Consider the following 13,651-nt stretch of genomic DNA (forward strand, 5'->3'; position numbering starts at 1 on the left):
ATTATCCTTTTTTACTCTCTTTATTAAAATACAATCCTATTTCAGACAAGGCCGGTTTTAATCGCGATGATACAATACGAAATCGCACTTTAGATGCAGTTATAGTTGGAAATTCCAACAGGCGTTTAAAACCAATTGTAGTACCTTCCGTAGCCTTTATCCATTGGTTATTACCCCAATATTCAAGCACAAATTTCTCTACTCTTTGTCCGATGGTAATGTTTTCCTGAAGTAATAAAACGTTGAATGTTTTTTCCTCGTTCAAATCCATTTCAACGGTATTTTTATTTCCTTTCATCGGAAATAAATAATGGGTAGCGTCATTGTCGTCCAACAAAGGTTTTATTTTTTTTACCGCTCCGATTGCTTTTGCCTCTTTCAAAAGATTTACGGCAAAAATAGCATCCAACTTTTCTCTCCAGCCTTTTAATGCCGAAACATCAAAATCCGAAAGCAATCCTCTTTTATCTGGTGGAATATTCAACAGCAACACTCCATTTCTTCCTACTGAATTAAAATAAATTTCCTTTAGATACTCTGGTGTTTTCACTTTTTTATCTTCTGATTCATGATAAAACCATCCCGGACGAATCGACACATCAGTTTCTGCAGGATACCATTTTAATGCATCTCCATCTTTCAATTGGTCACGACTTCCTAAAACCTGACCCGTCATGTCACCTGCAGGTGCTTCATCTGCTTTGGTTTGAGAACCGGCTGTTGATACATTCTTTTTACCCATTGGCACGACACTCCATTCCTCCTCACGTCCATGTCCGGTCTCGGTTCCAACCCAACGTACATCAGGTCCGGAAACTGCAATCACCGCCTGTGGCTGTAATTTTCGAATATGGGCATACCATCTTTCAAAATCATAAACCTGTTTTTTTCCATTGGGACCTTCCCCATTGGCTCCGTCAAACCATACCTCATCCACTTTCCCGTATTGGGTAAGCAATTCCGTCAACTGATTGATAAAAAAATCATTGTATGCCTCTGTTCCATAAGAAGCATTATTCATATCCCAAGGAGACAGATACACTCCAAAACCTACACCCATTTCCCTACAGGCATCGGCCACTTCTTTTACAACATCACCTTTTCCGTTTTTCCAAGGGCTGTTTTTAACAGAATGTTCTGTAGTTTTAGTTGGCCACAAGCAAAAACCATCGTGATGCTTGGCGGTCAGAATTACTTGTTTGATACAGGCTTCTTTACAGACTTTTACCCATTGTCTTGCGTCTAATTCCTTAGGATTAAATATTTTAGGGTCTTCTTTCCCATTTCCCCATTCACGACCCGTAAACGTGTTGATGCCAAAATGAATGAATCCTGTCAACTCCAAACGTTGCCAGCGCAACTGTTGTGGTGAAGGCACAATATTAGCTGCAATCTCAACCAACTCTTTCTCCGACATAGCCGAATTAATCACAACAAAATTCTTATGCTGTGAATAGCACGTCAAGGTAATTGAAGTAAAAGCCAGTCCTAATAGTAATTTATGAAGACGCTTATACAGTATATTTTTACAGTTTCTGTTTAATTCCATCATATCTATTTTATTTTATATAGTAACTCTTTCCTTTTTTAGTTGCAAACCAAACGACACTGTTTCCCTCCGATTTTACATTTACTTTAGTGCCATTTGAAGCGTAAACTGTCATCCCTGAAGGAAGTTTAACATAACAATTATTTCCTGTCACAGAAATGATTGCTGCCTTTTTTAGCTTGCCATCAGTCCAATCAAAATGTACTTCAAAACCATTTCTGGCACGCAGTCCTTTTACATTTCCTTTGCTCCAATCAGCGCTGGTTGGCAAAGCGGGTAATAAACGAATTACGGAATTCTTCCCATTACTTTGGAAAAGCATTTCGGCAATAGCAGCAGTTCCTCCAAAATTTCCATCGATTTGAAAAGGTGGATGAGCACAAAAAAGGTTCGGATAAGTACCCGCACCTTTAGCTGTATAATTAGAACCCTCCTCATTGAAAGCAGGTGTCAGCAACCCTTTTAAAACTTTCAATGCGTGGTTACCATCTTCTAGCCTTGCCCAAAAATTAATCTTCCAAGCTCTTGACCAACCTGTACCTTCATCGCCTCTTCTTAACAATGTTTGACGTGCAGCATCAACCATCAAAGGCGTTTCCGCAGCATTAATTTCATAGTAAGGATAAAGTCCATACAGTTGTGAAACGTGACGATGCGTAGGTTCTGTTTCATCATAATCGCGAATCCATTCTTGAACTCTACCTGTTTTTTCACTGATTTGATTTGGAGCCAAACGCACTTTCAATTGTTCTAAAGTATCCGCAAAAGCTTCATCGATACCAAGCAATCTGGCTGCTGTAATGGTATTAGTAAATAACTCTCGTCCTATTTGCATATCCATCGTAGGTCCCATAGTTGTCTGTCCTACAAATCCATCTTCGGTTTTATAGGAGTTCTCAGGTGAGTTGGAAGGAGCCGTAACCAGCCATTTGTTTTTTGGATCTTCTATTAAAATGTCTTTATAGAATTGGGAAGCGCCTCTTAAAACAGGATAAATTTCTTTTAAAACAGCCACATCGGGATTGTACATATAATGCTGCCACAAATGTTCGCACAACCAAGCTCCACCAGATAAGGTTGAGCCCCAGTCTGCCCCTTCACCAGGCGCGGTAAATTTCCAAGGATTTGTAATTACGTGTGCTACCCAACCATCTGAATTATAATAAGCCTTGGCCGTTTTGTTCCCAGATTGCACTAATTGCTTGGTAAACTCAATTAATGGCTTATGGCAATCAGCTAAATTCGTGACTTCCGCAGGCCAATAATTCATTTGCAAATTAATATTCAAATGATAATCCCCGTTCCACGGCGTTTGATATTCTTCAGCCCAAAGTCCTTGCAAATTAGCCGGTAATCCACCTGGACGGGAAGACGAAATCAATAAATATCTTCCAAAATTAAAGTACAATAAAGGCAAGTTTGCATCGCTTTCCCCTTTAGAAAAACGAACTAAACGCTGCGCTGTAGACAAATTTGAGATAGCTTGATTTTGTTGAGTTGTAAACTGTATTTTAGAACGATTATAATACGACTGATAATCAGCTATATGCTTATTTTTTAAAACAGTCCAAGAAATTTTACTGGCTGATTTTACTGCTTTTTGAACCACAGGCAAAGGATCTTCTCCGCGTTTTTCAACCGTTGGCCAGTTCAAATCTGTTGCGGCACTTAGCACAATAATACATTCGGTAGCACCCGAAACTGTCAAACTATTATTTTCAGAAATCACTTTTCCGTCGGCAGTATTGGCTTGGACATATCCGGCAAAACGAATACCCAAATCACTATTTCCGCCCGGCAATTGTCCGGTCATCGTAATCGCGCTGCCTTTGGACACAAATTTTGCATTTTCTTTCCTATCCAATGCTAGTTTAAAATGCAATGCTTTGGTTTTGTTTGAACTCAAACGAATGATGATTGCATTGTGAGGAGCACTTGCAAATACTTCCTCTTTATACGTAACTCCGCCTAATTTCCACTCGGTCACGGCCAATGCTTTATCCAAATGCAAGGTTCTCTTGTACTCTGAAACTGTTCCCTGCGTATCTTTCCAGTTAATCAATAAGTCTCCAAAAATTTGATAGCAACCAAACTTTGCATTGGCACCATTCCCATAAGCAGAACCTTGACCGGCGCTGACAAAATATTTTTGCAACAATTGTTGGGCTTCTTTGTTTTTTCCTTCTTTTAGCAATCGCTGAATTTCCGGTAAATGTTGTGAAGCATCTTCTCTGTTCGGATTTTCAATTCCACCGGACCACATCGAGTTTTCGTTTATTACAATTCGTTCTTTAACAGGATTTCCATAAACCATAGCGCCCAAGTGGCCATTCCCCAATGGAATCGATTGGGTAAAATGAGTTGCCGGCCGATCAAACTTAATTTCCTGATCGGTTTGTGCCTGCATATATAATAAAGGCACAAAAAAAGACAGTACTAAATGAATTGCATTTTTCATAACAGTCCTTATATTTTTTTCAATCGAAACAATTTTGTCTCATGAGGAAGTACCTTACCGTTCCATTTTTTACCTTTCCCTATCACTTTATGTTGCCACAAATCTTTTATTTCATAAGTACTATTAAATCCCAATTCAGCAAAGTCAATTTTAGAATTTTGTGCAATTTCAGAACGATTCAGAATAGCAATGGCAAAATCACCATTAGCTAATGGCCTTACAAAAACACTCCACAACTCATTCTTGATTTTACAAACCGCTTGCTTTCCTAAAGCATCCTGGTTTATGGCTATCACCTCTTCATTTAACAAAATACGTTTGGTTTCGGCATTCATTGTTCGTACATCATTGGTTGCTGCCAAAGGCGAATTCATGATACTCCAAAGGCTCATTTGACTCTGGTATTCCGTATCGGTACAACCAACACCACCTAAATCACCCGAAGGTCCTTTTTTACCATAAAGTCCTACTACAAGCATATCCATATCATTCCAATATCCAGGTTTTGCATAAGCAGCATAATCTTGTGAAAAATCTACAATATCTATTATTCCGGCGCCTACTGAATGTAATTCTTTAGCAGTCTTAACCGTTTTAAGGCTTTTCCATTTATCCCTTACATCTGCGGTGGTGCGCCATAATTGACCGCCAACTTGCTGCCCCCAGAGCCATGGTTTGTGATCTCCCCATTCACAAATACCCAAGGCAATGTCACGTCCGCTTTTGCGTAAAGCATCTGCCATTTTTTTATAACGGGTTTTAGCAATTTCCGTATCATCCGGGGCACCGCAGTAATCGTATTTCAAATAATCAATTCCCCAACTGGCAAACGTTTTGGCATCCTGATCTTCAAAATTCAAACTGGCCGTATAACCCGCACAAGTAAGCGGTGCTGCATCCGAATAAATCCCTAATTTTAATCCTTTGCTATGCACGTAATCAGCAAGTGCTTTTATTCCAGACGGAAATTTCATTGGATCCGCAATAATAGTATTTCTGTTGTCTCTTCCGCCCTGCCAACCATCATCAATGAATACATGATCATAACCGGCTTTTAACATGCCTGTACTTACAATGGCATCTGCCATTTCGCGTATGTCTTTTTCATTAATAGCATCAGCAAAATAATTCCAAGTCATCCAACCCATTGGCGGTGTCGGTGCCAATAAAGAACCGTTTGTTATTTGTGTTTGAGCAGTTCCGTTACTCAGGCAGAGCAGAATCACAATAAGGCTAAGAATTTGTTTTTTCATTATTTAAACTATTTTTTAGAGGAATCTCTTTTCCATTTTTAAATCAAAAGTACTGCTGATTCAGTTCCTTTTTTCGACACAAATACATTACTCAAATTTTATCCAATAACTATAATTGTAATTTTCAAACGGAATCCTGTATTTTTTCATTGGCCACGATCCCCAACTGTCCATTCCCTGTAAACCAGTTTGCTGCAAGTCCATGTGGAGGTAGATTTCGTCTCTTTTATTAAGTTCACCGCTATGGTATTGTTTCTTTTGTGCCTCAGGATCTAAATCATCCAATTGATAAGGCAAAGCAGAAAAACTCAATAAATTATTTATAAATGCGAACTGTACTTTTCTTCCTTTTGCATTACTGAAACTTACCCAACGCACTTCTGTTTTATTACCACTTTCCTGCGGTCTTGCGTAAGGATAATATTGTTCCTCCACGGATTGATGGAATTGACCAATGAAAGTGTTTGTCTTTCTGTCCCAATAACTTTCTCCCGGACCACGGCCGTACCAATTGATTTTATTAAAACTTTTATTGATAACCAAATCAGTTCCTGCTCGCAACAACAGCGGATTTTTTCCTTTTATAGCAGTGAATTCATTATCAACTTTGATTTTTCCATCACCGTAAACCGTGAATGTTTGCTGATGAGATGCATCGCCATCAACTAATTTCTTTGTCAATTTTATTTGAATTGAACCATCATTGATTTTTGTTACGGACGATTGCAATTCGCTGCCGTTTTCATACGCATTTCTCCATTTCCTTAAACTGGTATTAAAACCGGCTCCAATGTCGTTATCCGTTGGTGCTCTCCAGAAAGAAGGCAAAGGTCCTTGTGTTATAAATTGCTCTCCTTTGACACTGTAGCCTGAAAGTATTCCTTTTTTTAAATCGAAAATAACTTCAAAATTGTTACCTGAAATAGTATAAAACTCTTTCGTTTCTTTCAATTGCAACGCTTTTTTTGAGCTGAAAACAGCAGCGACGGCAGGCAACGTTTTCAACAAAAGCTGATCAGCGGCAATTTCATATTGTTTAGGCAAGAAAGGCTCTTCGGACTTCAATACGTAATACACATTCAACTGATATTCTTTATCGGCTTTTTGAACGGTTTTTATCGCCAGCTTAAAATTATTTTCTTCTTGTGGCTGTAATGAAATAGTATTGAGAACACCTTTTTCTTTTGCAACGCCATTTTCCTGTAATACCCAACGCAGCATCACGTTATCCAGATTCTTAAAGAAAAAACCGTTTTTAATCGAGATGGTATTATTACCAATATAGCTTGTTTTTATATTTTGGTAGACCTGTTTGACTTCCAAAGCCATTGGCGTAATCTCGCGATAAGCGGTAACCACTCCTTTTACACAAAAATTATTATCGCTTAAATTCTCATCAACCGGACCTTCCAACGGAAAATCTCCTCCATAAGCTTTAATACGTTTACCATTTTTAAGGGTGTCAATGGACTGATCAATCCATTCCCAGATAAAACCACCTTGAAGCTTTGGATTATTTTCCACTATATCCCAATAATCCTTGAAATTCCCTAAGCTATTCCCCATAATATGGGCATACTCACTTTGGATATTTGGAATTTTAGCATCACTTTTGGAATAAGCCAATAGATCGTCAGGAGACATATATTGCGGACAAAAAATCTCAGAGAAATGAGTATCATTAGGAGCACCATAATTAATGTCCCTTTCGTACTGGATAGGCAAATCTGTTTTTTGTCTCAACCAATCGTAAGCTGCATAAAAATTGCTGCCATCACCCGCTTCATTTCCTAAAGACCAAGTAACCACACTTGCATGATTCTTGTCTCTTTCATACATGCGCTGGATACGCTGCAAATGAGCTTCTTTCCAAAGCGGCTTATTAGCCAAAGTCACATCTAAATCATAACCCAATCCGTGCGATTCAATATTGGCTTCATCCACAACATACAAACCATATTCGTCACAAAGTTCCATCCAATAAGGATCCGGAGTATAATGAGAATGACGAACAGCATTGATGTTCAATTTCTTCATCATCTCCATATCTTTACGCATATCCTCCTTGCTGAGCGCATGCCCGTTTGTTGGATGATGCTCATGGCGGTTCACTCCTTTTATGAAAACTCTCTTGCCATTTACCAAAAAGTCAGCTCCCTTGATTTCTATTTTTTTGAAACCTATACGAAGCGGTACCACTTGCAATACTGCTCCTTTTACATCTTTTAGAGTGATAAATAATCTGTACAGATAAGGTGTTTCGGCAGTCCATTTTTGAACATTTTTTAGGGTTGTCTGGAATTCAATATTGGTCTTGTATTTTCCAAGAACCGTTCTGAAATCTTTTGTTTTGTCTTGATAAACAATATTTCCTTTAGCATCTTCTAAGCTTACTTCAACCGTAAAACTGTCTTTCTTACTGTAGGTTCCATTCTCTCTTTTATAATTATTAATCTCGGTATTGATGGAAAACAAACCATCAGTATAAGTAGCATCCAGTGTACTGACAATCTTCGTGTCTCGAATATTCAACTTTTCTGTTGCATACAAAAAAACATCTCTTTCTATTCCTGAAAAACGGAACATATCCTGACATTCCAAATAACTGGCATCACTCCATCTATAAACCTGGAAAGCAATCAGATTCTCCCCTTCTTTCAAAAAATCGGTGATATCAAATTCGGCAGCCAATTTACTGTCTTCGCTATAGCCTACTTTTTTTCCATTTACCCATACAAACAGACACGATTTTGCGTTCCCAACATGAATAAAAACCTGTTTTCCTTTCCAGTTGGCAGGCAGATTTATTTTTTTACGATATGACCCTACCGGATTATTGTTGGCTGGGATATCGAAAGGCGGGTTCATTTTGGCGTAACGCAAATTATGACCTGCAAAATCATACGGCTGATTCACATAAATAGGCAAACCATATCCGTTTACTTCCCAACTGGCAGGTATTCGAAAATCAGTCCATTTGGCATCATCATAACTAAGGGCTTGAAAATTTTGAGGGCGTTGGTTAGGATCTTGCACCCAATTGAATTTCCAACTGCCGTTTAATGACAAGAAATTTGCTGACTTTTCCCTGTCATACTGCTTTGCTTTCTCCATGTTTTCAAAACCAAAAGCATTATTACGCATTGGCATCCGGTTTATGGAAATAATTTCAGGATTTAACAATTCAGCAGGTAGTTGAGCAAAAATAGTAGTCGATAGCAGCAGCATAAATACTGTCATCACAATTTGTTTTATACTTCCCACCTCAGTACTTTTAATACGGTTTTGTTGTTGTTCTGTAATATCCATACCATTCATTATAATTTGTTTCTTCATTTCAATTTTATCAATTGATTAAAAAATTTGGTTGCATCCCTCTTTCTTAATCCATATTTTTTTTAGACATTCATTTCCTCGATGAGTTACCATTATCAATTTTAAAAGTCAAATAAAACTGATTGCAAAATGACTTATCTATAATCTATTTCAATCAATAACTATTTATTAGTTTTTTTCTTCACTGAAAGACCATTGAAATAGCCTAATCAAAATTTCATTATACACCTATAAGCCACGAAACTATATATTATATTTATAGTAAACAAGGAAAATACAAAAAAATGTGCTCGAACACAAAAAAAATACATAAACTGTTTTTTATCGTATAATTTCGTTAATAGTATTACCTTTTTTAAAGAAAAACATGTAATAATCTATTAAATTACCATCATGAAATTTGTTGTTTTTTTTTTAAATTTGATGGTCGTTATATCCTGCATGAAATCCATATTCCTATAAAATTGTCAATAAATATGAAATAGGTATTTAAACAGGCAATAATAAACAGAAGCCCTGCATTTTATGTAGAAAAAAAATCTATTCCTTCATCAAAATTTTTTTCGCATCCTGGTCATCATATTGATCAATTAACTTATGAAGTTGAATATTCATAGCCTCAGTGATTTTTTTATAACTCTTATGTCCATACATATTATTCATTTCATTTGGGTCTTTCTGTAAATCATAAAGCTCCCAAGAGCTTACCCTTTTATAGAAACGAACTAATTTGTAACGTTTGGTACGTATGCCAAAATGCGGGGAAACGGAATGTTCCCCATTTTCATAATAATGATAATACATTGCCTCACGTCCTTTGGCCTTTTTATCTTTAAGTAACGGTAGCATTGATTGTCCCTGTTCATCTTTTGGTATGACAACTCCCGCCGCATCCAGCATCGTAGGAGCAATATCCAGATTCATTACAAAATCATTCGATACCGTACCGGGCTTGATCACTCCGGGATACCGCATCATCATAGGTGTCCTGAAAGATTCTTCATAAATGAAACGCTTATCAAACCAGCCATGCTCTCCCAAATAAAATCCCTGATCCGAAAGATAAATTACAATGGTATTTTTTGTCAAATCATTTTTGTCTAAATAATCCAGTGTACGACCTATATTTCTGTCTAAAGAAACCGCTGTGCTAAGATAATCCCTCATATACCGTTGGTATTTCCATTCGATCAGTTCCTTGCCACTCAAGTTTCTCTTTTTCAGATCTACTGCAATAGGATCATAATAAGAATCGAATTTTTGTCGCTGTTCCTGATTCATTCGTGCAATGTTACCCTCTTTGTTGGCTTCATTTACATCATCAAAAACCTTCAAATCATATCCCATTCTCATGGTTTTAGATATGGACATATCTTGCACTTTAGCTGCTTCTCGATTTTTATATTCATCATAAAAATTAGCAGGCAAAGGGAATGTAACGTGATCAAATTTTCCCATATCTTGTCCATCCGGAATCCATGTTCGGTGTGTAGCCTTATGCCCAATTACCAAACAAAAAGGCTTATCCTGATCGCGATTGTTCAGCCAATTTTCTGAAACACCCTCAATAACATCAGACACATAACCGTCACTTTGTTTCTTAGTACCATCCATCATATAAAAATCCGGATTGTAATATTGTCCCTGTCCGGGTAATATTTGCCAGAAATCAAAACCTTGGGGTTGTGTTTCCAAATGCCATTTGCCAATCCAGGCAGTCTGATAACAGGAAGCCTTCAACTGTTTTATAAAAGAGTCCTGACTGCCGTCAAAACTGGAATTCTCATTATCCTTGAAGCCATTTTTGTGACTGTATTTACCCGTCAAAATAACCGCACGACTGGGGCCGCAGATAGAATTGGTTACATATCCTTTAGTAAACAAAACTCCTTCTTTGGCAATACGGTCAATGTTTGGAGTTTGCATCAACTTATTGCCATAGGCACTAATGGCCTGATAAGCATGATCATCTGAAACTATAATAACAATATTGGGTCTTTTTTTGGAGTTGTCAGCCTTATCTTGAGCCGACAAATTTGACGTCAAGCCACAACATAAAGCGACTAGAATAACCGAGTTTTTAATTACATTCATTATTAATTTTTTCATGATTATAGCAACGGTAGTACATTTTTTATGCATCAACAAAAATGTTTTCTGGATTTAAATAGATACTACTTATTCAGCATCCGCAACACATCTAAAACCGGTGTGTTCTAATCCCGTATCAGGAGACGATTTCATCCGTGACGTAACCCGATACCCTTTACAATAGGAAGCGTTGCAAAGAAACGAACCGCCTCGCACCACTTTTTTGGGAACAGTGGGTTCCATAGGATCATAACTTTTAGCAGGACCTTGCGGATTAGCCGAAACACTACTACTCAATTCCTTGTAGTATTCTGGGGTGTACCAATCACTACACCATTCCCAAACATTTCCTGCCATATCATACAATCCAAATTTGTTTGGTACAAAAGATTTCACTGGAGCGGCTCCTTTAAAACGATCTATGGACGTATTCAAATAGGGGAATTTTCCTTGCCAGATATTTGCTTTTGGTTTCCCCTTTTCGGGATCTTCATCGCCCCAAAAATACTTCTTATCAACTAAACCGCCACGTGAAGCATATTCCCATTCAGCTTCAGTTGGCAATCTTTTTCCACACCATTTTGCATACGCCTGGGCATCATACCATGAAATATGTACTACTGGATAAGCATCTTTTCCTGCGATAGTACTCGACGGTCCTTGTGGATGTTTCCAACTGGCCCCTTTGCTCCAGCTCCACCATTGTGAGGCATCATTTAAATCGACAGCAGTGGCAGTTGGTTTAAAAACCAATGAAGCAGCCACCAATAATCCTTCATCCGGTTTTGGTGTTCCCGGCGGCAATTGTTTCTTAATCTCTTCCCAATCCGGTTTTATCTCCGCAGTGGTAACATAGCCCGTAGCATCAACAAATTTTTTGAATTGTGCATTGGTTACTTCGGCGGCATCCATCCAAAAACTTTTTATTTTTACCTTGTGTTGCGGATATTCATCGGCTCTTCCTTCATTATCAGAAGCGCCCATTAAAAATTCACCTCCAGGTATTTGTACCATTCCATCGTAAGAAACCACCTTTGATGTGTTGCCCCTGGTAATATCTTTTGTGATGGAAAAACGGGAAGGCAATGCCGATTCGCAGGACATCGCACTATCATGAATCACACTAGAATCTATACTTGGTTTATTAGTACAAGCAGCTAGTGAAACTATTAGTAATCCCAAAATGATCGTTTTATATTTCATTTTAATATTTTATGGTATCCAATACAGTATCTCCAGATAAAATTCTTTGTTTTCAGAAAGGTAAAAAATGAAAACTATTATTTTTGTAAATCAAATGATGGACACGTTATTATTCCTTTTCAGAGAATTTAGGAGCTATAAATTCCCAATCTCTTATATGTGATGGCTGATGCTCTTTCTTCAATATCGCCTCAAACTTCTTTGCAAGTTCCGGATTATCAGAGGCAACGTCAGTCGTTTCTTTTTCATCCGTCTTAAGATTATAAATTTCCCAAGAGGCATTTTTATTCTTCTTCATATTGCTTTTCACGCCTTTCCAATCTCCAAAACGAACAGCTACCTGTCCTCCTTTTTCAGGGAATTCAAAATAAAGGTACTCGTGCTCCTTTTGCTTATTATCATTCCCAAGCAAAGTTGGTAAAAACGAAATTCCATCATTATCCCAAGCCTTTACCCCTGTTATTTCAGATAAAGTGGCCATCAAATCATATTGTGCAGAAATATGATTATTTACTTTGCCTGAAGGAATTTTACCTGGCCAACGAGCGATAAAAGGCACACGAATACCTCCTTCGTATAAATCTTGTTTTCTTCCCCTTAATCCGGCAACACTATTAAAAAAATTAATATCAGCACCTCCTGCATCAAATGTAGCACCGTTATCACTGGAGAACATTACGATAGTATTTTTGTCCAATCCGAGTTCTTTCAACAATTTCATGATTTCTCCCACTTGCTTATCCATATAAGTAATCATGGCCGCATAAGTAGCTCTGGGGTAAAGTGCAGAAGAATACCCTTTCTCGCCACGGTACGGTTTTTCGTCAAATTGTCCAAGATACTCTCTTATCGCTTCATCCGGAGCCTGAAGCGATACGTGGGGGCCAGTGTATGGCAAGTATAAAAAAAACGGTTTCTTCCTATTTTCTTTGATAAACTCCACTGTTTTTTCAGCCATTTTTGTTACTGAATAGGCTGACCCTTTGAAATAATCAAAAGCGATATCTGGAGCATCTTTTGCTAAAGGTTTATGCACTTGGATATATGGATTATTCAATGTATCCCATTTCCCATTTTCCCAAAGATGGGTAGGGTAAAAATTATGTGCCTGTTTCTGACAGAGGTAGCCATAAAAATAATCAAAACCCTGTTTATTAGGATCGCCGGTAGTGTTGTGCATTCCCAATCCCCATTTACCAATGGCTCCAGTTGTATAACCAGCCTGTTTCATCAACTTTGCAATCGTAAAAGTACCTTCCGGTAATGGCATTTGTCCTCCTTCGTTCTGATCTTCAAAGCCTCCTAATTCATAATTGCCCCGAATATAAGAATGTCCACTATTCTTTCCCGTCATCAACATACATCGGGAAGGTGCGCAAACTGGAGCACTGGCATAATGCTGCGTAAATTTCATCCCTTCCTTGGCAATTTTATCTAAATGCGGTGTCTTTATTTTTTGTTGCCCATAAGAGCCTAATTCCCCATATCCCATATCATCGGCATAGATGTAGATGACATTTGGCTTTTGCTGGGCAAATACCAAACTTGTAATCAAACAGACGAAGAGTGTTTTCCAAATTTTATCCATGTTAGTTTTTTTAGATTACTTTAAGCTGTTGATAGTTATTAGTTTTTAACAATAATTTTTCGTCAGTTGAAGTAATTATGTTCACTTTCTACTTATAAAAAATTTCATTGCTAACTATTTAAAATTATTTAATTGCAATATTTGAAATGGCAGCTGGGATAAAAAGTATTTAT

The 13,651-nt window shown here is 37.7% G+C and carries 7 protein-coding genes; all 7 read right to left on the reverse strand.

The window, feature by feature from the left end; translation table 11 throughout:
- Position 1 precedes the first annotated feature (1 nt).
- Positions 2 to 1,552 carry an alpha-L-fucosidase gene (locus CLV00_RS00795; RefSeq protein ID WP_199074743.1) on the reverse strand — a complete coding sequence of 517 codons (1,551 nt, stop codon included), beginning with the start codon at positions 1,550 to 1,552 and terminating at the stop codon, positions 2 to 4.
- A gap of 7 nt (positions 1,553 to 1,559) precedes the next feature.
- Positions 1,560 to 4,007: a glycoside hydrolase N-terminal domain-containing protein gene (locus CLV00_RS00800; RefSeq protein ID WP_099713397.1), complete on the reverse strand. Its 2,448-nt coding sequence runs from the start codon at positions 4,005 to 4,007 to the stop codon at positions 1,560 to 1,562.
- An 8-nt stretch (positions 4,008 to 4,015) separates the two neighbouring features.
- Entirely contained in the window at positions 4,016 to 5,260 is a 1,245-nt protein-coding gene (locus tag CLV00_RS00805; protein WP_099713398.1) for a glycoside hydrolase family 27 protein, read from the reverse strand.
- Positions 5,261 to 5,347: 87 nt separating this feature from the next.
- Positions 5,348 to 8,596, reverse strand: a complete 3,249-nt coding sequence (locus CLV00_RS00810; protein WP_199074744.1) for a glycoside hydrolase family 2 TIM barrel-domain containing protein — start codon at positions 8,594 to 8,596, stop codon at positions 5,348 to 5,350.
- Between the two features lie 540 nt (positions 8,597 to 9,136).
- Entirely contained in the window at positions 9,137 to 10,705 is a 1,569-nt protein-coding gene (locus CLV00_RS00815) for a sulfatase (protein WP_233206834.1), read from the reverse strand.
- A gap of 69 nt (positions 10,706 to 10,774) precedes the next feature.
- Positions 10,775 to 11,890 carry a formylglycine-generating enzyme family protein gene (locus CLV00_RS00820; protein WP_099713399.1) on the reverse strand — a complete coding sequence of 372 codons (1,116 nt, stop codon included), beginning with the start codon at positions 11,888 to 11,890 and terminating at the stop codon, positions 10,775 to 10,777.
- A 109-nt stretch (positions 11,891 to 11,999) separates the two neighbouring features.
- Positions 12,000 to 13,478, reverse strand: a complete 1,479-nt coding sequence (locus CLV00_RS00825; RefSeq protein ID WP_099713400.1) for an arylsulfatase — start codon at positions 13,476 to 13,478, stop codon at positions 12,000 to 12,002.
- Positions 13,479 to 13,651 lie beyond the last annotated feature (173 nt).

Source organism: Flavobacterium sp. 11 (genome assembly GCF_002754315.1).
Classification (GTDB): Bacteria; Bacteroidota; Bacteroidia; order Flavobacteriales; family Flavobacteriaceae; genus Flavobacterium; species Flavobacterium algoritolerans.

Coding starts and splice junctions, on each gene's coding strand:
- CLV00_RS00795 (WP_199074743.1), bottom strand. CDS start 1,552: ATGATGGAATTAAACAGAAACTGTAAAAATATACTGTATAAGCGTCTT.
- CLV00_RS00800 (WP_099713397.1), bottom strand. CDS start 4,007: ATGAAAAATGCAATTCATTTAGTACTGTCTTTTTTTGTGCCTTTATTA.
- CLV00_RS00805 (WP_099713398.1), bottom strand. CDS start 5,260: ATGAAAAAACAAATTCTTAGCCTTATTGTGATTCTGCTCTGCCTGAGT.
- CLV00_RS00810 (WP_199074744.1), bottom strand. CDS start 8,596: ATGAAGAAACAAATTATAATGAATGGTATGGATATTACAGAACAACAA.
- CLV00_RS00815 (WP_233206834.1), bottom strand. CDS start 10,705: ATGAAAAAATTAATAATGAATGTAATTAAAAACTCGGTTATTCTAGTC.
- CLV00_RS00820 (WP_099713399.1), bottom strand. CDS start 11,890: ATGAAATATAAAACGATCATTTTGGGATTACTAATAGTTTCACTAGCT.
- CLV00_RS00825 (WP_099713400.1), bottom strand. CDS start 13,478: ATGGATAAAATTTGGAAAACACTCTTCGTCTGTTTGATTACAAGTTTG.